Source organism: Paraburkholderia sp. D1E (assembly GCF_052682275.1).
Map to the genome: position 1 here is coordinate 7569543 of NZ_JBQYMB010000001.1, position 19591 is coordinate 7589133.

20 protein-coding genes are annotated in these 19591 nt (G+C 59.8%); 10 read left to right on the forward strand and 10 right to left on the reverse strand.

The features are described from left to right. Positions 1-84: 84 nt before the first annotated feature. The 5 genes from ACUN0E_RS33995 to ACUN0E_RS34015 form a co-directional block, all read right to left on the reverse strand. Complete coding sequence (locus tag ACUN0E_RS33995; RefSeq protein ID WP_445569360.1) at positions 85-1191, reverse strand: hypothetical protein; 1107 nt, start codon at positions 1189-1191, stop codon at positions 85-87. Continuing rightward, on the reverse strand, positions 1178-2497 hold the full coding sequence (locus tag ACUN0E_RS34000) for an MFS transporter (RefSeq protein ID WP_445569361.1): 1320 nt from the start codon (positions 2495-2497) through the stop codon (positions 1178-1180). Before ACUN0E_RS34000 ends, ACUN0E_RS33995 begins: the two co-directional genes overlap by 14 nt. A gap of 83 nt (positions 2498-2580) precedes the next feature. Continuing rightward, positions 2581-3732, reverse strand: coding sequence for a DUF5624 domain-containing protein (locus ACUN0E_RS34005; RefSeq protein ID WP_445569362.1), 1152 nt, complete (start codon positions 3730-3732; stop codon positions 2581-2583). 51 nt (positions 3733-3783) lie between these two features. Next, the gene (locus tag ACUN0E_RS34010; RefSeq protein WP_445569363.1) at positions 3784-4662 is read right to left on the reverse strand and encodes an amidohydrolase family protein; all 879 of its coding nucleotides are present in this window, start codon (positions 4660-4662) and stop codon (positions 3784-3786) included. A gap of 22 nt (positions 4663-4684) precedes the next feature. Next, positions 4685-5461, reverse strand: coding sequence for an HpcH/HpaI aldolase family protein (locus ACUN0E_RS34015; protein WP_445569364.1), 777 nt, complete (start codon positions 5459-5461; stop codon positions 4685-4687). A 97-nt stretch (positions 5462-5558) separates the two neighbouring features. On the opposite strand from ACUN0E_RS34015, the gene ACUN0E_RS34020 reads away from it, so the two are divergent. Continuing rightward, on the forward strand, positions 5559-6467 hold the full coding sequence (locus tag ACUN0E_RS34020) for a LysR family transcriptional regulator (RefSeq protein WP_445569365.1): 909 nt from the start codon (positions 5559-5561) through the stop codon (positions 6465-6467). A 27-nt stretch (positions 6468-6494) separates the two neighbouring features. Next, positions 6495-7541: a 2-dehydropantoate 2-reductase gene (locus ACUN0E_RS34025; RefSeq protein WP_445569366.1), complete on the forward strand. Its 1047-nt coding sequence runs from the start codon at positions 6495-6497 to the stop codon at positions 7539-7541. A 127-nt stretch (positions 7542-7668) separates the two neighbouring features. Here ACUN0E_RS34025 and ACUN0E_RS34030 read toward each other — a convergent pair whose 3' ends face one another. After that, complete coding sequence (locus tag ACUN0E_RS34030; RefSeq protein ID WP_445569367.1) at positions 7669-8691, reverse strand: LysR family transcriptional regulator; 1023 nt, start codon at positions 8689-8691, stop codon at positions 7669-7671. A gap of 162 nt (positions 8692-8853) precedes the next feature. Here ACUN0E_RS34030 and ACUN0E_RS34035 point away from each other — a divergent pair, with 162 nt between their 5' ends. The 6 genes from ACUN0E_RS34035 to ACUN0E_RS34060 are packed head-to-tail and all read left to right on the forward strand — an operon-like array spanning position 8854 to position 13968. Further along, positions 8854-9819, forward strand: a complete 966-nt coding sequence (locus ACUN0E_RS34035; protein ID WP_445569368.1) for an agmatinase — start codon at positions 8854-8856, stop codon at positions 9817-9819. 38 nt (positions 9820-9857) lie between these two features. Continuing rightward, the gene (locus ACUN0E_RS34040) at positions 9858-10712 is read left to right on the forward strand and encodes a transporter substrate-binding domain-containing protein (RefSeq protein WP_408233024.1); all 855 of its coding nucleotides are present in this window, start codon (positions 9858-9860) and stop codon (positions 10710-10712) included. Between the two features lie 21 nt (positions 10713-10733). Further along, positions 10734-11390: an amino acid ABC transporter permease gene (locus ACUN0E_RS34045; protein WP_408233027.1), complete on the forward strand. Its 657-nt coding sequence runs from the start codon at positions 10734-10736 to the stop codon at positions 11388-11390. Between the two features lie 22 nt (positions 11391-11412). Then, positions 11413-12135, forward strand: coding sequence for an amino acid ABC transporter permease (locus tag ACUN0E_RS34050; RefSeq protein ID WP_445569369.1), 723 nt, complete (start codon positions 11413-11415; stop codon positions 12133-12135). Further along, positions 12132-12944, forward strand: a complete 813-nt coding sequence (locus ACUN0E_RS34055) for an amino acid ABC transporter ATP-binding protein (RefSeq protein ID WP_445569370.1) — start codon at positions 12132-12134, stop codon at positions 12942-12944. The genes ACUN0E_RS34050 and ACUN0E_RS34055 overlap by 4 nt, the downstream gene beginning before the upstream one ends. Then, positions 12895-13968: an arginase family protein gene (locus ACUN0E_RS34060; RefSeq protein WP_445569371.1), complete on the forward strand. Its 1074-nt coding sequence runs from the start codon at positions 12895-12897 to the stop codon at positions 13966-13968. The genes ACUN0E_RS34055 and ACUN0E_RS34060 overlap by 50 nt, the downstream gene beginning before the upstream one ends. Positions 13969-14545: 577 nt before the next feature. On the opposite strand, the gene ACUN0E_RS34065 is transcribed toward ACUN0E_RS34060, so the two are convergent. The 4 genes from ACUN0E_RS34065 to ACUN0E_RS34080 all read right to left on the reverse strand — a co-directional run bounded on the left by ACUN0E_RS34065 (position 14546) and on the right by ACUN0E_RS34080 (position 16968). Next, positions 14546-15256 (reverse strand): lysophospholipid acyltransferase family protein, encoded by a 711-nt coding sequence (locus ACUN0E_RS34065; protein WP_408233040.1) that lies wholly within the window; start codon positions 15254-15256, stop codon positions 14546-14548. Positions 15257-15977: 721 nt separating this feature from the next. Then, the gene (locus ACUN0E_RS34070) at positions 15978-16145 is read right to left on the reverse strand and encodes a DUF2934 domain-containing protein (RefSeq protein ID WP_445569372.1); all 168 of its coding nucleotides are present in this window, start codon (positions 16143-16145) and stop codon (positions 15978-15980) included. Between the two features lie 144 nt (positions 16146-16289). Continuing rightward, on the reverse strand, positions 16290-16649 hold the full coding sequence (locus tag ACUN0E_RS34075; RefSeq protein ID WP_445569373.1) for a superinfection immunity protein: 360 nt from the start codon (positions 16647-16649) through the stop codon (positions 16290-16292). A 43-nt stretch (positions 16650-16692) separates the two neighbouring features. Continuing rightward, complete coding sequence (locus ACUN0E_RS34080) at positions 16693-16968, reverse strand: hypothetical protein (RefSeq protein ID WP_445569374.1); 276 nt, start codon at positions 16966-16968, stop codon at positions 16693-16695. 269 nt (positions 16969-17237) lie between these two features. Here ACUN0E_RS34080 and ACUN0E_RS34085 point away from each other — a divergent pair, with 269 nt between their 5' ends. Then, positions 17238-18122 (forward strand): SDR family oxidoreductase, encoded by an 885-nt coding sequence (locus tag ACUN0E_RS34085; RefSeq protein WP_445569375.1) that lies wholly within the window; start codon positions 17238-17240, stop codon positions 18120-18122. A gap of 99 nt (positions 18123-18221) precedes the next feature. Beyond that, positions 18222-18920, forward strand: coding sequence for an SDR family NAD(P)-dependent oxidoreductase (locus tag ACUN0E_RS34090; protein WP_408510721.1), 699 nt, complete (start codon positions 18222-18224; stop codon positions 18918-18920). The last annotated feature ends 671 nt before the right edge of the window (positions 18921-19591 follow it).

The following is a 19591-nucleotide window of genomic DNA, read 5'->3' on the forward strand; positions in this document are numbered from 1 at the left end:
GCCCTCCCCCGCAAGAGGGAAATCTGTTCCCGTGTGGAACTGCCCGGCGGGCCGCCGGGCGTAACTGATATCGGGGTCTAGCCGCTAACCGTCGAACCGGTATAACGTCGAATCCGTGCGAAAGCGGATCTCGTCGCTCAGGCTATTGCTAACTACCAGATAGCGCTGACCGTTATCGACAAAGCTGGTGGCGTCGGTTGCACCGGACGTCGCAAACTCACCCACCCGTTCGAAGCGCGCATCCCGCCACTGGAAAATCTCCGATTGCTGCACGACAACCGGTGCTTTAGGCGTTCCGGTGATAAAGCACACGCGCACCAGATAGCGCCCCTCTTTGCCGTCGATCAGACACAGCTCGCGTCCACCCGGGCCGCCCAGCATTTGCATATCGACAAACCGTGCGCCGTCGAATCGATAAAGCGTGGTGTGTTTAATCAGGTTCGCGTGCACCAGCCATAACGCGCCCTCTGCTTCGAAAAAGCGGAATGCACGGCCGCCGTTTTCGTCGAACGTTTGCAGTGGCACAAACTTCTCGCCATCCCAGCGATTCACCGACGATCCGCTGACATGGTCCGCATACGCGAGATAGTGCTCACCGCCGAATGACACGAACGCGAAGTTGTAGCCCCACTGTCCATTGAAAGTCTGAAACGGCACGAAGCGCTCGCCATTCCATTCGAACACGCACGATTCGCGTGGATGCTTCGGCACGACACCGTCGATCACCACGCCTTGCGCCAAAGCGAGGAAATGACGCGAGTCGAACGAAAAGGCAATCCACTGCTTCGCCGCGAATACCGGAAAGTTTTGCAGAGGCACCCATGTGCCGGCGACGCGTTCATACACCACCGCGTCGGTGTCGAGATCGTACGGTCCCTTGCCGCTGCGAATGCCGGCCGCGGCGAGAAAGCGCCGGCCGTCGATCTCGAAGTACTCGAGGTCTTCGCCGCCGGGCAATGACAGCGCTTCATGCTCGATGAACCGGCCGTCCTGCCAGCGGTAGATCGGCGCTTCAATGTCGCTGTCGCCAGCATTCATGTAAGGCGCCTCACCCGGTACATCGCGTGCGAGTTGTGGCACGCCGAGAAAGGTGCCCTCGTCCGTCGTAAAGACTTCGACCGCGCGCGCACCGCTGGTGGGCAGTTGCTGCAGTGTCGTAAGCAGGCCCCCGCCCAATTCAGTTTTTGCCATGACCCGCTTCTCCCAGCTCCGAACCCGTGATCGCAAAAGACGCAGTCGGCGTGACCGGTCCACTCTCGTTTTCGCGAGGCCGCAGCACATTGGCGAGACACAGGCCTAGCGCCGCGCCTACCGCGAGAATCGCCGCCAGCATGAAAAGTGTTTCGAACGACAGATGCTGCGAAAGAAGCATGCCGCCGACCACCGGCCCGACGATCGACCCAATGCGTCCGATCGCCAATGTCCAACCGACACCGGCCGCCCGTACATTGGCGGGGAAGAGATAGCTGGCGATCGCCGGAAACGTCAACTGGCCGCCGACCAGAAACGCGCCGACCGCAAACAGCATCGCCAGCGCGATATTCCCCGCACCGATGATCTGGCCGAGCGCCACCGTCAATACCGCGCCGCCAAGAAAGGAAATGGCCACCGGCAAAAAAGGCCCACGTTTGCTGACCAGTGTCGAAATCACCAGCGCGCCGCCGATGGCGCCTAAATTGAGCAACACCGAACCGAGCGCAGCGCGGCCCGGTTCGACGCCGTTCATGTTGAGGATGGTCGGCATGAAGCTGACCAGGAAGCCCGACAGGATCATGCTCGACAACACGCTGACCCACAGTGCCAGCGTCGCCGGGAGCCGGCCGCCGGTAAACATGCTGCCGACCACGTTCAGACCGCGCGCCGCCGCGTGCTGTCGTGCTGCCGCCCGTTCGGCGCGGCTGACGGTTTGCGCCGGAATTACGAGGAGCACCGGGATCAGCGCGAGCAACGCGAAGGTGCCGCCCATCAGAAACACGAACGGCCAGCCGAAGCGCACCATCAACGCCGCGGTGATCGCACCGCCCACCACCGCGCCAAGCGGAAAGCCGATGAACATCAGAATCACCAGCGAAGAGCGGCGTTGCGGTGAACTGCTCTCAGCCGTGATCGCCGCGACCGGCGGAATGGCGCCACCCATGCCGAGGCCGCCGAGAAAGCGGAGCGCGGCCAGCATCGTCGCCGAGGTGGAAAAAGCACAGCCAAGCGTGAAAATGCCCGTTACGGCGAGCGCCAGCAGTAGCATCGGGCGCCGACCGAAACGGTCTGCCAGCGGCCCGATAATCAGCGAGCCGAGCACGGTGCCGATGAAGCCGGCGCCAAACACGCGCCCCAGTGTTGCGTGATCGATCTGCAACGACTTCGCCAGCAACGGCGCGACGAACGACAACATCAGCGTGTCGAAGCCATCGATCATCGACACCGCGAAGCACACCAGCGTGATGCGCAGCACGTTGCTGAGCGGCGGACCCGCCGACGGCTCTTGTGCAAGTGAGTTCATGAAGCCTGTCTCCTTCATCAAGGGCGTTTTTTTATGACCCGCGCGGATGCCCTTGCGCGCGGGTATTGATCCAGCGGCCGTCGCTATGACTGCACGGTGCTCGGGAAAGTCACATTCGTAAAACCAGGAATCTCAACTTTTTGCGGCTGATTGCCGTTGCGGTACAACTGATCGACGATGTAATCGGCGACGCAGTTGGACAGCAGTTGCGTCGGATCTTCCATGATGCGGCGCAGGCGAGCCGCGGTCGCATCGTGATCGTCGACTGATGTGATGGGCGGCATGCCGTCGGCCGGCGCCGGATCGAACCGATACGGTTGCTGCCCGGGAAACAGTGAGCGCGCGACATCGATACTCGAACGGGTGTTGAGCCACAACGCCCGATACGTGCGTTCCAGTTCCGCGAGGCCTGCGGCGTCTGGCAATTCGGCGACCGAGAACGACGGTGCGTGCGGCGCGACGAACACGCGTTCGGGCAGCAACACGCGATTCGACGCGCACCACACCAGATAGCACATGTTGTTCGACGCCCACGTGACACCGGCGGTCGGCCTGCCCGAGCGGCCGCTGACGAGCACCATCAGGCGGTTCCAGTCGAGTGCTTGCGCGCGCAACCAGTTGCCGATGCGGTAGACGATGTCGAGAAACGCAAGCCCGAAGGTCGCGAACATCACGTCGTTCATCGGCACAGGAAACGCGCTCGTACGCGGCGCGGCGAAGTACTCGTCGTTCAGGCGCGCGAAGGTCAGCAGCGAATGATCTTGCTCGGCCCGGTCGAGCAGATCGATCGTCACGCCGCAGGTGTAGTCGACGAGATCGGCAATCTTCTGCTCGTGGCCCGCGAAACTCTCGACCGCGACCTGATCGCGCCAGAGCGCGAGCGAGTTCGCCGCGCGGGTTTCCTGCGCATGGACGCGCAGGTTCAACGCGTCGTGTTGCCACGTGTCGTCGTGCGGCGACAGTTCGCGCATTCGCGCAAGGTAAGCCAGCGCCAGCGGCAGATGCGATACCGCCGTCAACTCGATGAAGCCACGCGTCGATTTGCGAAAACTCTCGATCGTCGGCGCACGCCCCGCGCCGGGAAACAGCACGATGTCGCTGCCGGTCGACACGAGCAACGGGTCGTCCGCTTGCTGCTGCGCCATCTGCTCTGTCAGATGCGCGCCGATGCTCTGCGGGTCCGACGTGAACGCGCGAAAGAGACCGGCAAACGCTGCGTTGGGTTGATAGGGCATAGTGAGTGGGTGCCGCCTCAATAATCGTTCAGTTGCCGCTCAAACTGTCGCTCAGTAATCGAACAACCGTGCGGGGTTGTCGGACAGGATCATCTTGTGCACCGCCGGATCGTGGGTCCACGCACCGAGCAGATTCAGCAATTCGCCGGTGTCGCGCGTCGAATCGGGAATGTGCGGCCAGTCCGAACCCCAGATCACTTTCTGCGGCGCAGCCTTGATGATCGCTTCGGCCATCGGCGCCACGGCTTCATAGCCGCGATGTTTGGCGATCCGGTACGGCGCACTGAGTTTAAGCCAGCAGCTACCATCTTTCAGCAAGCTGAGCAGACGGTCGAAATCCGCTTGCGTGAGACCGTCTTCTTCGAGCATGTAGCCCATGTGATCGATGACGAAATCGGTCTGTACGTCGGCGAGAAACGGAATCAGATTGCGCACGACCCAGCCCGGCGCATAGAACTGCACGTGCCAGCCGAGGCTTGAGCACAAACGGGCCATCCGTGTGATGTACTGCTGGATCTCGACGGTCGGCAGCCCGGAACGCGCAAACAGATCGAGGCGCACCGCGCGAACACCGGACTGATGGAAGCTGTCGAGCGTCGCCGCGTCCGTGCCCTCCTCGATCATCACGACACCGCGTGCGATCGAACCTGCCACATGCAGCGCGTCGATCAGACAACGGTTGTCCGTACCGTAAAAACTCGGCTGCACGATCACGAAACGCTTCAGGTGCAGCACGCTCATCATCTGGAGATAGTGCGAGAGCTTGCCGTCCGGCAGCGTGTAGTGCGGATGCTCGACTTTTGGGTATTTGTCCTCGGGGCCGAACACGTGCATGTGCGCGTCGCAAGCGAGCGGCGGCATCGTGAACGACGGGCGCGTCAAGGTTTCATAGTCACGCATCGGCGTGGAAATCAGCGGGGTTTCTGCCATGATCTGAAAATAAGAGTTCGAATTAAAGTTGACGTGCCTGCTCGACGCGCTCGCGCAACGCCGCCAGATAAACATCGCTGTCGATGCCGGCGAAGATGAAAGGCGCGGCGCCCTCGCGGCGCAATTCGTTGAGCGCCTCGCACTCCGGCATTCCGCCCACGATCACCACCTTGCCGTGCCGCTGTGCCGCTGCAATCACCTTGCGGCACGCCGCCACGACTTCGGGATGCGCCGATTCGCCGGTGTGGCCCAGATCGGCGGAGAGATCGTTGCAACCTAGCGCGAGCACGTCGACGCCTTCGATCGCCGCGATCGCATCAGCGGCTTCGACGCCGGCCCGGCTTTCGATCAGCACCTTGAGCACGGTCGCCTCGTTCAGACGCCGGTTGAGTTCGCGAGCGGGAAGTTTCTCGAAGTTGACGTAGGGCAGCGTCGCCAGTTGCGAACGCTGGCCAAGCGGCGGAAAGCGCGTGGCGATCACCGCATCGCGCGCCTGCTCGGCGGTCTCGACGCGCGGCACGATGATGCCGAGCGCACCGCCATCCAGCACGCGGTTGATGGTGCCGTAATCGCGTTCCGGTACGCGCACCCACGGCATCAGGCCGAGGTCGACCGCGCAGGAGCACAGTTGCGCCACGGTGTCGACCGGCAGCGAACTGTGCTCCATATCCACCCAGATCGTGTCGTAGCCGGCCGCTTTGGCCCAGCGGACCGCATCCGTCGTGCGCGAGGCGCGAATTCCCAGCGCAATGATCTTGTGTCGCGCTCGCAGGCGTTCGACCAGTTCCGCACCGTTCATGCTGTCTCCGTCGTTGTGTTGGTGGAAGACAGTATCGCCCCGGAAACAGTTTTGATTTATTCTCCAAATCAAGCTTATTGATTTACAGAGCAAATCAATGAATATCCGTCATCTGGAATTTTTCGTGGTGCTGGCGCAGGAACTGCATTTCCGGCGCAGCGCCGAGCGGCTGGGCATTACGCAGGCGCCGTTGAGTCTTGCGATCCAGTCGCTGGAGGCGGAACTGGGCGCGCGGCTCTTCCACCGCACGCGCCGCACTGTTGCGCTGACCGAGGCGGGGCTGGCGTTGCTGGAGGATGCACGGGCGATCCTCGCGCGGATCGAACACGCAAAGGAAAGCGTCTGGGAGACCGTTAGCGGCGAGGTTGGGCGTTTGCGAGTCGGCTTTACCAACGCTTCGACGCTGTCGCCGTTTTTCCCGAAGCTGATTCACGCGTACCGGACGCAACGTCCAAAGGTCAACATCACGCTGCTGGAGTTGTCGTCATCCCGGCAGATTGAGGCGATCGAGCAGCGCGAAATTGACGTCGGTTTGCTGCGGATGCCCGAAAGCGCGCCACCCACCGATCTGGTGTTCACGCCTCTGATGGAAGAGCCGCTACTGCTCGCCATGCATGCGCGGCATCGGCTCGCCAGTGCCCCATCGATCAAGCTTAAGGATCTGCGCGACGAGCCGTTCATCGCCTATCCGCGGCAAGCAGGGGTCGCGGTTTACGAAAAGATTGTCGCGTTGTGCGCAAAGCGCGGATTCAAACCCCAGGTCGTCCAGGAGGCCCAACAGGCGTCCACCCTGATCGGACTGACCGCCACCGGTCTCGGGATTTCGCTCGTGCCGTCGACGCTGCAGACCATCGCGGTGCCGGGCGTTGTGTTCAGACACCTGGACGAAACCGACACCATCACCACGCTATACATCGTTCACCGCCATGGGGACGCCAACGCCCGGGCGATGCAATTTGTGGAGTTGGCGCGGGGTCTTCGGGACGAAACTTCGTATCGCACATAATGGCATCCCCACTCACGCGAGATTTTCATGGCGACGATTTGTGTGTATGGCGCCGGCTCGGTCGGCTGCTATATCGGTGGCAGGCTGCTGGCCGCGGGAAGCGAAGTCAGCTTTGTCGGGCGCGCGCGGGCGGGGACTGAACTGCGCGAGCATGGCCTCGCGCTGTCCGACTATCGCTCGGGACACTGGCACGTGCCGCCGTCCCGCATCGATTATTCGACCGATGCGGCGGCCGCCGCGACGGCGGACCTCGTACTGGTGACCGTGAAGTCCGCGGGCACACCTGTGGCGGCGGCGGAGCTTGCGACTGTGCTCCGCCCAGACGCGCTCGTGGTCAGCTTCCAGAATGGTTTGGGCAATGCCGATATCCTGCGTGCCGCACTGCCTCGGCATACTGTTCTGGCCGGCATGGTGCCATTCAATGTAGTGGGCGACGGTCGAGGCGCCTTCCACCAGGGATCGACCGGTCATCTGGCCGTTCAGACAGCCCCGGCTTTATTGCCGTTTGTCGCCGACTTTCGCGATGCCGGCTTACCCCTCACTCTGCATGCGGACATCCTGCCAGTGCAATGGGCGAAACTCCTGCTCAACCTCAACAACGCGATCAACGCACTGTCGAACCGGCCGCTGAAAGAAGAGCTCTCACAGCGTGCGTATCGGCATTGCCTGGCTCTCGCACAAACCGAAGCGCTCGCACTACTCACCCTATCCGGCATACGGCCGGCCAGGTTGACGTCACTCCCCGCCAACTGGATCCCCCATCTCCTGAACACACCCGATGCACTGTTCGAACGACTCGCGAGAACGATGCTGGCAATCGATCCGCTAGCGCGCTCTTCAATGTCCGATGATCTGGCAGAAGGACGCGTAACGGAAATCGACTGGATCAACGGCGAAGTGCTGCGTCTGGCCGAACGCTGCGGACAGCGCGCGCCGGTGAATGCGCGTCTGTGCGCGCTGGTGCGTGCGGCCGAACAGCGTGCAGTTCGTCCGGCGTGGTCAGGAGAAGCGTTGCTGACGGAGCTGCTTGCGGCCCGGAACGATCGGACTGGCCTCTCTCCAGGGCAGGCGTGAGGCCAAACCTGGCGGCATCATCGCCGCGCGACTGTCGCGACAAAGCCTGCGTCCCTAAGGGCTACTGCAGATTCCGTGTGCGGGCGCTTTGGAGTCACGGTGGCCAGGAGACGGTCAGGGCCGGCGACTACGCCGTGACTACGATGTTTTCGTTCTCTACGCCCAAATGTGTTTCCTGCAAAAGGCGCACGAACAGGTCCGTGCTCGGCGCAAGTTGCCTGTCTTCGACTTGTACAAGTGAAAAGAGCGTGGTGTAGTTGAGTTCCTCCGCGTCTTGAACAGGCACGAATCGCCATCGCGCGTCTAGCGACTCCGCATAGTGCGTTGGGAGAAATCCTGCAAAACAGCCGCTCGCTAAAAGCGTTGCGACCGCCTCCAAACCTACAGATACGCCATGCCGTGCGATGCCGAGACATTCGACGAGGCGAGACGTGTGAGGGTCCCGTTCACGCACAATCAACTCGTAGCCATGCGCCAGCAGGCTACTGAGCGTTGGTGGTGGGTCATCGGTCCGCGCAACGTACAGCTTGAACACTTCTTTAAAGAGTGCCATGCATCGAAGGTGCACGTCACCGACCATTGTGCCGGTCACACCACGTGTGGTCCCCGTAATGGCAAGTTGAAGTTGTCGATCGGCGAGTTTCGCAAGAAGGTCAGACGGGAGGTGTATCGACAAATGGACGGTTACGTCTGGCGCAAGCTGTCTGAACCTGGTCAGTGTTGTCACAAGTTTGCATTCGGGATTGGTCAGGCAGTTATCGGCGATACCGATATGCAAGCTGCCTGTCATCACGCTGCGCGCACGATTGAGTTCGTGGCCAATCATCTGCAGGGTATCGTGCGCGTTAATTGCGGCTCGCAGCACCGCGCGCCCGAATTCTGTTAATTCAAAGCCACCGGGGCCCCTGAAGCACAATCGCGCGCTAAGTCGGGCCTCCAGCGCAGCCAGTTGACGGCTAATCGTCGACCTGTCCATTCCCAATTCCGTCTCGGCAGCAGCGAGACCGCCAGCCTCAGCGACCGCGCGGAAGATTCTAAAGAGCCGCAAGTCGCCCTCGCCAATCGAAACGCCGTTAGCCGATGTGTCGGGCTTTGACCCAACATTGAACGCAGCTGCACTGGAGTGGTGCGAATCATGGACGAGTTTCATGCGTTCCTCCCTACTTCCCGCAGATGCAAAGACAATGCCAGAGAGCACTGCGGTTTGAAGGTTGCGCGACTTGCACGCATGGTTATTTTGGCGGCACTCCTTCGCATTTATTCGACCTCCTAGACTGGGTTCACTTCTCAATCGCCATCTCCAGGAGAGAACATGAACCTGCCGCTCACCGTACCACCCCGCGCTGCACATCAAAGTTTTCTGTATTCGCCTATCCAGACCGACCTTGACAAGCTTGAAGCACATGTTGCAATCATGGGGCTGCCCTTCGGGAGCGCCTACGATGCCAGAGCCATCTCAAATGACCAGATTCACGCACCCGACGCTGTGCGGTCGGTCACAGACCGAGTGTGCCGGTCACTAGAGCGCTACGACTACGATGTCGGCGGCCCAATCTACGACGGACGCGCGCTGAAAGTGGTCGATGTCGGCAATGTCCCAGCCGACTTCAATGATCTCCGCAGCCACTATGCACGCGCCGAGCAGGCAATTCGCAAGATTCTCGCAAAAGGCGCGCTGCCCATCACCATCGGAGGCGACCACGGCATCACGACGCCGGTGCTGCGCGGGTTCGCGGACGAAGGCCCAATCACCATCGTGCACGTGGATGCACATCTCGACTGGCGCGACAACGTGAACGGCGTGCGCGATGGTTTGTCGAGCCCGATTCGTCGCGCGTCGGAGATGCCGCACGTCAAGGACATCTTTCAGATTGGCATGCGCGCACAAGGCAGCGCACGTCCTGAAGAAGTTGTCGCGGCCGCCGCATACGGCTCGCATATCGTGCCCGCTTTCCAGGTGCACGACGAAGGCATCGATTCCGTTCTCGCAATGATTCCGGACGGAGGCCGCTACTACCTCACTATCGACGCCGACGGGCTCGACCCGACCGTCATGCCGGCTGTCGAAGGTCCGGCGCCAGGAGGTCTCACCTTCCACCAGGTACGCAAGCTCATTCACGGCCTGGTGCGCAAGGGGCGCGTCGTGGGCATGGACATCGTCGAAATTACGCCCTCAATCGACGTGAACATGATTTCCTGCATCACTGCAGGACGTCTTATCGTCAATCTGATTGGAGCCGCGGTCCGAGCCGACTACTTCGATGTGCCGCGCGTCTGAGCAAACACCTTCTTCGCCACAATACCCCGGGGAATATCATGATGCATATTTCAAGAAAGGCTCGTGCGAGCATCGCAGCCACATTTTGCACAGCCTTGCTGGCGATGTCGCATAGCGCGCTCGCCGAAACGACACTGGAAAAGATCCGGCGCACGGGGACGGTGACGGTCGGTACCGAAGCCGCGTATCCGCCCTTTGAGTTTGTGCAGAATGGCAAGATTGTGGGATACGGGTCCGACATTCTTGCCGAGGTCGTCAAGGAACTGCACGCCAGACTGGTTCAGATGGACCTTCCGTTCCAAGGCATTCTGCCCGGTGTGCTGGCCGGCAAGTTCGATTTCGTCGCTACGACAGTAGGCATCAACGAGGAGCGCGCGAAGCGGTATGCGTACACGCTGCCGATTGCCGACGGCATGCCCTATCTCCTGGACCGAAAGGGGGAGTCTCTGAAGGCGTCCGACCTGAACGGCAAGGTCGTCGCGACGCAGCTTGCCTCGTCGACCGAACCCGTCGCTCGAGCGCTGGACGCAAAGCTCAAGGCTGCAGGAGGCAGCGGGTTCAAGCAGCTCAAACTCTACACATCGTTCCCTGATACCTACGTCGCCTTGTCGAATGGCGAGGTCGATAGCGTTGTCCAGTCGTTGCCGAATCTCGCGGTGCTCGTCAAGCAACATCCGGATGATTTCAGGCTCGGCGGTCCGGTCCAACTCGACGGCGCCTACACCTATCTCGCGTGGGTGACGCGTCCCGAAGACAAGGACTTGCGCGACTTCATTTCGGGCGTCATTCGCAAGATGCGTGACGACGGCCGCCTCGGCGCACTACAGAAAAAGTGGTTCGGCTACGAGATGAAGATTCCCGACAGTGGCTACCTGCCGCCCGGCGCAATCTAGTCCTCGCAGAGGAGCAGTGCGATGAAATTTCACATCGACTATCTGTGGTCCGTGCTGCCCGCGCTCGCTTCGGCGGCGCTGACGAACCTCCGCCTCGCTGCAATTGCTATTTTGATGGCCCTTGTGCTCGGCACAGCTTTGACCATATTGCGAGCAGCCAAAATTGGTTGGATAAACAGTGTCATTGCTGTAGTCATTAGCTTTGTGCGTGGCACGCCATTGCTCATCCAGATTTTCATCTTCTTCTATGTACTGCCCGCGGCGGGCCTGAATCTAAGCGCCCCGACCGCCGGCGTCGCAGCGTTGGCCTTCAATAGCATGGTGTTCGTCAGCGAGATTTTGCGCGCTGGCCTTGGAACGCTCGACCCCGGTCAAGTCGAGGCGGCGACGGCCCTTGGGCTGCGCCCAGCATCAATCTGGCGATACATCGTCCTGCCGCAGGTGCTGCGCCGTGCACTGCCCGTTCTCGTTAATGAAGCGTCGATTGTCGTTAAGGGCACGGCACTACTGTCGGTCATTACCGTCGTGGATGTTCTGCGCACCGCGCAGCAAATCGCGGCCGAATCGTTCCGTCCTTTTGAAACCCTGCTCGGTGCTGCGTTGATGTTCGTGCTCATCAATCTGATGCTCAACGCGGGCGCGCACATCATCGAGCACAAGGTCGCATTGCGCTCCTGAGCGCGCCACCGGGATTGCACCAATGAAATTCGACCCATCCATTATTTTTGACAATGCGCCGCTCTTTCTGCATGGCGCATTACTGACGCTTGAAATCTGCGTCTGCGCGCTCCTGATCGGCTACTTGATGGGAATACTGCTGGCGCTCATGCGTATTGCCCCACAACGGCTGCTGCGTCTGCTTTCGGGTGGGTGGATTACGCTTATTCGCGGTGTGCCTTTCATCATTCTGCTGTTTGTCGTGCACTACGGACTGCCGTTCGCCGGCGTGCGTTTGCCGTCAATCGTCACCGGCACCGTCTCGCTCGCAACATTTGCGAGCGTGTATTACGCCGAGGTTATTCGCGCGGCCGTGGAGGCTCTGCCAACGGGACAGTATCAGTCAGCGCGTGCAATCGGCATGTCGCCATTCCAGGCCACGCGCCATGTCATCGTGCCGCAAATCCTGCGCGCGCTCGTGCCGCCGTCCACAAACGTGACACTGACGATGATGAAGGAGTCTGCCGTGCTCTCGTCGGTGACGGTACCTGAACTCAGCTACCAGGGCTTAATCGTGCAAGGGAACACCTTTGCACCATTCGAAGTGTTCGCCGCTGTTGCTGGACTTTACTGGCTTATAGCCATTGCCACCGCGGAAGCAGCTCGATGGCTGGAACGCCACACGGGCGGAGCGCAAGACGTCCGCATCTCACGAAACGCGCTTGCCGAGCGCTACCTATCTCTCGAAAAACGGGGCGTGCAATGAGTGCAGGCGGAATTGCGCTACGTCTATCAGCGCTTCAAAAACGATATGGCAACACGACTGTGCTCGACGACTTCTATCTCGACGTGCGGGAGGGCGAAATTGTCGCCTTGCTTGGACCGAGCGGTTGCGGCAAGAGCACCCTGCTGCGCTGTGTGACCTGGTTGGAACCGCCCGATGACGGCTTCATCGAGGTCGGCGGCAAGCCATTCGGACGAACGCGCGTAGGCACTGGTGTTATCGAAAATCAGTCGCGCACGGCCATCGACAGGATGCGGCCAAGCATCGGGCTTGTCTTTCAGCAACTGAACTTGTGGCCGCATATGACGGCGTTGGAGAACGTCGTCCGTGCGCAGTGCGTGGTGCTCGGCCGGCCGCGGGCAGAAGCAGAGCGCCGCGGAGAATCACTGCTATCACGGCTGGGACTTGGGGCGTTCGCAAAACGACCTGTCCATTCACTGTCGGGAGGACAGCGCCAGCGTGTGGCAATAGCGCGTGCGCTCGCGATGGACCCCGCCGTGATGCTGTTCGACGAGCCGACCTCCGCGCTCGACCCTGAACTCGTCGGCGAAGTGCTGGCGTTGTTGAAGACCCTTGCTAGTCAAGGGACGACGATGCTTGTCGTCACACACAGCGTCGGATTCGCGGCAGCGCTGGCAAATCGAATCGCGTTTATGGAGGGCGGGCGCATTGTCGAGGAAGGTGCGCCTCAATCATTGCTTGCCTCGCCCCGCACCGAACGTCTGCGCGCGTTCCTTCAACATGCCGCGCCAGAGCGCCTCGGGACTGTCGCTCCAGTGGCGACCGGGTAGCCCTTTGCCCTACCTCATCACTCAATCGAAACCTCGGGTTCACAGGAGCCGTTCAGCTATGCAGCGCGTAAATCGACCCTATGTCGGAATTCCGTCCTTCCTTCGCTCGCGGATTTGCGAGGACCTGACTAAACTTGATGCAGCGATAGCCGTGTTCGGCGTGCCGTTCGACGAAGGTTCGCCGTTCTTTCCTGGTTCGCGGATGGCGCCACGGTCGCTGAGAGAACACTCACTGCGTTTTGGCGGAGGCGAGGGTGGCTATTTCGACCCGCGCACCCGCAAGCAGTATCTCGTCGAAGAAATGCGTAATGGGCTAATCGCCGACGTCGGCGATGTCGACATCCATCCGACTAACGTCGAGCGTACCTTCGAGAACATCACCGGGATGACGCGCGGGATTCTCGAGCGTGGCGCCATGCCTGTGGCGCTAGGCGGCGACCACTCAATCACCGACTCAATCTTCCGTGCTTTCGACGAGAAGCTGCACGTCATTCACTTCGACGCGCACACTGATTTCGCGACCTTCGAACATGATATGGAGCACACAAACGGTCACGCCTTCCGACATGTCGCCGCGTTGCCCAACACGTTGAGCCTGACGCAGGTAGGCATCCGCAGTCTTCGGCACGCGCCCGCCCACATCGAGGATGTGTTCGCCTCAGGCAACCGCGTTGTTCCCATTAACGAGTTCCGTGACCTCGGACCGGAAGGCATCGCGGCGCTGCTGCCGGAGGGGTCCCGCGTATATGTCAGCATCGATGTCGACGTCATGGATATGTCGTTGACGCCGGGTTGTGTCTCCGCGGAGCCGGACGGCATGTCGTATGCCGACTTGCGGGACTCATTGAAAGCCATTGCAGTAAGTCACGATGTCGCAGGTTTTGACTTTGTCGAGGTCAACCCGCTGCTCGACGCGCGCACAGGCGTCACTTCATATCTCGGTGCACTGACGGTCGTCGAGTTTCTCGGCAACATATGTGCGCAACCCCGTTGGGCGGCAAGGCGGTTGTCGCGCCCACGCTGATTTCGGCGAAATCGCGCCGTAAAACTGCTGAGACGGTCGGGCGAGTGCGGGGTCACGGGAAACCAGCGCCCGCGAGCAGTTACCGGATCAACCGCAAACGAGGTTGCTTTAGCGCCTGGGATGGCCATATTCAACGCTTCGTCTTTATGCATGATGCCCGGAGAAGGTGCGTGCTCCTGAATCCATTCACTGATGCGGTGCTTGGTCGTCGTTCAAGCGGACTCGCGGCAGCGGAAACTCTGCTGGTTCCCAACTTGCTTGTTATGAGCATCGGAGGACACGCCATGCATCTAGCCCCTTTTGTAACGCCAGAACTTCTTCTAATCGAGCAGTCGATGAATAGAGAGTTTCTTGACGACATGCATGGCGCGCAGCAAGTCTCCGAGCCAGGAATAACGAAACGAGAAACAGTACGAAACGCGAGGTGGTACGCTCGCGCTTTTTCATGGCTGAAGCTGTAAGGTCTATCTTGACAGCAGAAACGGCCTCCTTCGCAGCCGGAGACTTCGTCGCGACAGCCTTCTTTCCCGCAACCCCCGGCGGTACAGAATGAAGAAGCCTCACGGCACTGAAGCCATCAAAGCCGGAGCAACTCAGCTTTCATCCAGTCGTGAACTGCGCGACTCAATTCCTGTTGCGATGTGTCCTGGGACGGGAATGCTGGACCGATGACAACGTCGATGTGCCCCACCCCAACGGGCCACCCTTTCGCTGGCCAGACTTTTCCGGCGTTGTGGACGACTGGGACGACCGGAGCGCCAGTCGCGCAGGCGAGACGAATACCACCCGACGTCAGTCTCAACGGCGCACCGTGTTGCACCCGGGTGCCCTCCGGGAATATGACCACAACGTCGCCCTTTGCCAGCCGCCCGGCACACTCCTGTGTCACGGCCAGGTGAGCCTGGCGGGGCGAGCCACGATTCAGGCTGACCATATCGAGGCCGCGCAGCACCCACCCGAAGAACGGAATACGCAGAAGGTCTTCCTTAAAAACAAAGCTGATGCGTCGCGGCAATAGCGCGAGAAATGCAAGCGTCTCCCATGTGGATTCGTGACGGCACAAGATGATGGAAGGACCTTCCGGAAGGTGCTCGAGTCCTTCCACCGAGCATGTGATGCCGGGTAACCACCGCATCACGGCAACCATCGCACGACACCACTGCACAGCAAGCCAATAACGGCCGGCCCTCCCGACGAATGGGAAGAGCGCCAGTATCCCTATTGAATAAAGTGTCCCACTGCCGAGAAGGTAGACAATGAAAAGCCATTTGATGAGCGTGGGGCGCATGGGAAGCAGAATAAAGGGGGGGGCTGGCAGCGGGAGGTCCCGCCGCTATGAATAGAGACTGCGCGGCAGCGCGATACGTTCGCGCGTTGGCATCGCTCCAGTGGCCTCGCGTAGCAGAAAGCGCCACTGCGGTTTGACAGACTAATAATATCTGACTCGTGGATGATTGAGCGGGAGAACAGCGATACTGCCGGTGCGGGAACTGTCAGCATCTGTGACGGTCCTCTTATGTAAGCAAAACGCTTGTTCAGAAAAAAGCGTCTATCTCAATCTGCTCACGCTAGCGGCGCAACGCTCGATTTTTCATTGGAGATTTATGTACAAAGCCATACTGGCCACTTTGTTGGTCGCAACCACGATTCTGGCGCTGCCCACCGAGGCCAGCGCGCGTCCGCGCATGGAATGCCGGCGTGTCTGGGTTCACGGCCATCTTGTTCGCAGATGCAGGCCGCTGCCGCCGCCTCGGCGACATCATCATCGACCGCCTCCACATCGTCGGCCACCGCCGCCTCGCTACTGATCACTGATATGCCGTGCAGCTGACTTTGATGGTGGGTCCGTCGAGTTTCAACGGCAAGACGACCTCGTGCTAATAGCAGTCCCGGAGAGCGACTGCGCGTTGGCACTCGAACTCTATCGCTGCATTAAACGCAGGGCGGGCGAACGTCGGTGAGACTAGAGCGTCGAATATTTGCGCGGGACCTCCGCTTCGCCGCTCCAGTCACACCGAGCCAGTATCTGAATCCAACGCTGCCAGCGTGCCATCTGCGCCTAGCTGCTGCCATGCCTTTTCCCAATACTCCTGGGAACGCCCGTCGGGACTTCCTTCTTTCTCCCAAAGATAGAACGCGAGCGTACGAATTTGCACTTCGGTAACAGGTACATCCATTTTCAATCTCCCAAAAAAATACCTTTAACTGGTCAACGCATTTTCACCATGCTCAATCGAGTCGACCGTTCGAAAGGGAAGCACCGCACGGTGTCCGGCTTCCGAATGCCAAACCACCCATTCATGCGTGATCCGCGACAACGGCTAACCTCTTTGTTGGCGACGACTGCTTGCTGCGATTCGCGCGACCATGGGAACCAGGCGAGGGTTGAACACAGGAATTGAACCAGCACGACTTCCAGCTCGAGCAACTATTGCATCAATGGTGACCCGTGCGACCGCACGTTGTGCCCGCCTGGCGAAGTGTTTCATCCGCCGGTCGCTGACCGGATGCTGCGCCCATACTAGCGCTGCGAACCAACCGATAACCGTCCATCCGAGCAGGATGTTCACCATGGTCACCGCAAAGGCGTCTTCGCGTTCTCTAGCGTCTGCAATCATTGCCGGCACCAGATACAGCATCAGCGCACCCACGAACACTGCAGCCTCGATAATCTTCAACATATCAACACCTCGCTACACCCTCTGGCAGCAGACGACCTTCAGATTAGTGGCCTGCGTACATGCGGCCAACAGACTCGGCAGGCTGACGGCTGCCAGATTCCGAAGATGAGGCAACTACGCCGCCGTACGAATCATTAACGGAGCCAACCGCATCGTTGCGTTCGGCTGCAACGGTTTGCGCATTCTGGCCTCGCTGTGACGCTGGCGCGCCCACCGAAGGACGGTAGAAAGGTGCCGGGCCATAGCCGCTGGCAAATGCAGGCGCAGCGATAGCGGTAGTAGCTGCGATGAGCAGAGCCGCAAGAAGTTTGCTTTTCATGACGAATCCCAAATGCGATTGATAAGAGCGCCACAAGTCGGATGAGACCCGCGCCACTGACAAGAGTCAGTTTAGGCGGCGCCTATCTTTTTTCTATACCAATAGCGTGAAATCACAATTGCTACAGAGCAAACAATACGGCCCCGCTACGCCCATGCCGGGTTCGCGGGTATCCCTGTTGAAGGAGGTCTGCGACGGAAGTCCGCGCTGCCCTCTGCGCGCCAATGAACGCAGAAGCGTATGCTGCTTTAAATCATCAGGAGACGACTATGAGCCTTGCAGGCAAGACACTATTCATGTCCGGTGGCAGTCGCGGCATCGGACTCGCGATTGCACTCAGAGCCGCACGCGACGGCGCGAATATCGTGATTTGCGCAAAGACCGCGGAGCCAGACCCGCGTCTCGAGGGTACGATTCATACGGCGGCGGCCGCTGTTGAAGCGGCTGGCGGCAAGGCGCTTCCGCTTGTTGTGGATATCCGCGACGAAGAACGCGTGAAAGCGGCAGTTGCCGAGGCCGTTGGCTTGTTCGGTGGCATCGATATCCTCGTGAACAACGCCAGCGCCATTCGACTGACTGGCACGCTCGACACCCCCGTCAAACGATACGACCTGATGCATGGGGTCAATGGCAGAGGGACGTTCGTATGTGCACAGGCCTGCCTGCCTCACCTCCTCAATTCGTCGAACCCGCACATCCTTACGCTGTCGCCTCCGTTGGTCCAGGACGCAAAATGGTTTAGCGACTTTCCGGCATACACCATTGCCAAATACACGATGAGCCTGTTCACACTAGCTCTTGCCGGAGAGTTCAAAGACCGGGGTGTCGCCGTCAATTCGCTATGGCCTCGAACGGCTATTGCAACCGCTGCCGTGCGAAATGAGATTGGCGGTAAGGACATGATTGCAGCATGCCGCACGCCTGAGATAGTCGCCGACGCGGCCCACTTTATCCTGACGCGCCCGGCCACAGAATGCTCGGGAAACTTCTTCCTCGACGACGAAGTTCTGCTGGCAGCCGGTGTGCGCGACTTTGCACAGTACGACGTGCAGGCTGGGGCCGCATTGCAAGCGGATTTCTTTGTGGAGGCCCTGCCGGGCATGTTGCCGGCGGACAATATGACGAAGCGTGCATCGCGTAACCCACTCCGCTAAAAAGTTAGAGTGTGCCGATACGGATGCAGTCACACGCGCTGGAATTGCTAACTTCGTTCATACGTAGCAGATCCAGTCCCTGTTGAATCCGGAGGAACCATGAGTCGAACCGAGACAGCCTTGATTGTGGGCGCGGGAATGGGATTGAGTGCTTCGCTCGCGCGACTGTTTGCAGCAGAGGGTATGCAGGTTGCGCTTGCTGCCCGAGACACCAGCAAGCTGACCGACCTCGTCGACGAAACGGGGGCTCTCGCCTTGAATTGCGACGCGAGTCGACCGGACGATGTTAAAGCACTCTTTAACCGCGTAGAGAACGCCTTCGGCGCTCCCGACCTCGTTGTCTACAACGCGAGTGGCCGCTATCGCGCGGCAGTCGAAGACATCGACGCAGAGAAACTTGAGGATGCGCTTAAAGTGACCGCAGTCGGTGGCTTTCTCGTAGCCCAGGCCGCAGCCGTTCGAATGCTGGCGCGCGGCAGCGGCACCATCCTCCTGACCGGCGCTACGGCGAGTGTGAAAGGGCTACCGGGTTCGACGCCATTCGCGATGGGCAAATTCGCGTTGCGGGGGATGGCCCAATCTATGGCCCGAGAACTCGCCCCACGGAATATTCACGTTGCCCACTTTGTCATCGACGGCGGTATCGCCAGTGGCCGGACGCAACCGGACAACGGCGGCACTGACGACAAATGGCTGGACCCTGACGCCATAGCCAGGGAATACCTCCATATTCATCGTCAACATCGCAGCGCGTGGACATGGGAGGTCGAGCTGCGTCCTTGGGTAGAAAAGTTTTGACGAGCGTGCCGGCTGAAGAACAGGGAAGGCGCCTCGATACCTTGGACGCATTGGCGCGCGTGGTAGGCGTTGAAACCTGGCAACTGCTGGTTTGATACCGGCAAAAAACCCGCCGCAGGGCGAATTAAGTAACTTCTGAATGGGAATGTCCGCTCGGACTGACGGCCCGCACCTCGATTTCGAGGGCGATGGCAAAAGACCCGGAATTGCTGCGGCGCAACAGCAAAAATCCGAAACCTGCAGACTTTGTTGCATGCAAAGGCGCGTTTAGTGAATGCCGCAGACTTTGTTGTGCGCCCATAGGACAAAAAAAAGGCGTCACGTTACCGTGACGCCTTAAAAAGTTCTAGCCATTCCGAGGGCCGTGCTAGAACCTGAGAGACGGTATTCGAAAGTGGGGCCGGCGCGAGATTGGCCGTGAAACAGGCGCTGCGTGCACTTACAGGGGACTCGAGCAGACACTCCGCGGACCACGGTTGGTTCAAAACTTCAAAATACAGAACCTGAAACCGTCTTTCGAAATGAGATTCCATTTTTTATGGTTATGCTGACTAAGTCAAGCAAAATTTCAAGCGGCTTCATTCATCGCGGAAAAATATTCCGATACAATGAATCTTCAAGTGCAAAAAGGACTTCGTGCCCCATTTTGGGGCCTTCGCCCAGCCTTTTCG

What these genes read in the sequence shown, in the direction of transcription:
- ACUN0E_RS33995 (WP_445569360.1), bottom strand. Translation starts at nt 1,191, where the DNA reads ATGGCAAAAACTGAATTGGGCGGGGGCCTGCTTACGACACTGCAGCAA.
- ACUN0E_RS34000 (WP_445569361.1), bottom strand. Translation starts at nt 2,497, where the DNA reads ATGAACTCACTTGCACAAGAGCCGTCGGCGGGTCCGCCGCTCAGCAAC.
- ACUN0E_RS34005 (WP_445569362.1), bottom strand. Translation starts at nt 3,732, where the DNA reads ATGCCCTATCAACCCAACGCAGCGTTTGCCGGTCTCTTTCGCGCGTTC.
- ACUN0E_RS34010 (WP_445569363.1), bottom strand. Translation starts at nt 4,662, where the DNA reads ATGGCAGAAACCCCGCTGATTTCCACGCCGATGCGTGACTATGAAACC.
- ACUN0E_RS34015 (WP_445569364.1), bottom strand. Translation starts at nt 5,461, where the DNA reads ATGAACGGTGCGGAACTGGTCGAACGCCTGCGAGCGCGACACAAGATC.
- ACUN0E_RS34020 (WP_445569365.1), top strand. Translation starts at nt 5,559, where the DNA reads ATGAATATCCGTCATCTGGAATTTTTCGTGGTGCTGGCGCAGGAACTG.
- ACUN0E_RS34025 (WP_445569366.1), top strand. Translation starts at nt 6,495, where the DNA reads ATGGCGACGATTTGTGTGTATGGCGCCGGCTCGGTCGGCTGCTATATC.
- ACUN0E_RS34030 (WP_445569367.1), bottom strand. Translation starts at nt 8,691, where the DNA reads ATGAAACTCGTCCATGATTCGCACCACTCCAGTGCAGCTGCGTTCAAT.
- ACUN0E_RS34035 (WP_445569368.1), top strand. Translation starts at nt 8,854, where the DNA reads ATGAACCTGCCGCTCACCGTACCACCCCGCGCTGCACATCAAAGTTTT.
- ACUN0E_RS34040 (WP_408233024.1), top strand. Translation starts at nt 9,858, where the DNA reads ATGATGCATATTTCAAGAAAGGCTCGTGCGAGCATCGCAGCCACATTT.
- ACUN0E_RS34045 (WP_408233027.1), top strand. Translation starts at nt 10,734, where the DNA reads ATGAAATTTCACATCGACTATCTGTGGTCCGTGCTGCCCGCGCTCGCT.
- ACUN0E_RS34050 (WP_445569369.1), top strand. Translation starts at nt 11,413, where the DNA reads ATGAAATTCGACCCATCCATTATTTTTGACAATGCGCCGCTCTTTCTG.
- ACUN0E_RS34055 (WP_445569370.1), top strand. Translation starts at nt 12,132, where the DNA reads ATGAGTGCAGGCGGAATTGCGCTACGTCTATCAGCGCTTCAAAAACGA.
- ACUN0E_RS34060 (WP_445569371.1), top strand. Translation starts at nt 12,895, where the DNA reads ATGCCGCGCCAGAGCGCCTCGGGACTGTCGCTCCAGTGGCGACCGGGT.
- ACUN0E_RS34065 (WP_408233040.1), bottom strand. Translation starts at nt 15,256, where the DNA reads ATGCGCCCCACGCTCATCAAATGGCTTTTCATTGTCTACCTTCTCGGC.
- ACUN0E_RS34070 (WP_445569372.1), bottom strand. Translation starts at nt 16,145, where the DNA reads ATGGATGTACCTGTTACCGAAGTGCAAATTCGTACGCTCGCGTTCTAT.
- ACUN0E_RS34075 (WP_445569373.1), bottom strand. Translation starts at nt 16,649, where the DNA reads ATGTTGAAGATTATCGAGGCTGCAGTGTTCGTGGGTGCGCTGATGCTG.
- ACUN0E_RS34080 (WP_445569374.1), bottom strand. Translation starts at nt 16,968, where the DNA reads ATGAAAAGCAAACTTCTTGCGGCTCTGCTCATCGCAGCTACTACCGCT.
- ACUN0E_RS34085 (WP_445569375.1), top strand. Translation starts at nt 17,238, where the DNA reads ATGAGCCTTGCAGGCAAGACACTATTCATGTCCGGTGGCAGTCGCGGC.
- ACUN0E_RS34090 (WP_408510721.1), top strand. Translation starts at nt 18,222, where the DNA reads ATGAGTCGAACCGAGACAGCCTTGATTGTGGGCGCGGGAATGGGATTG.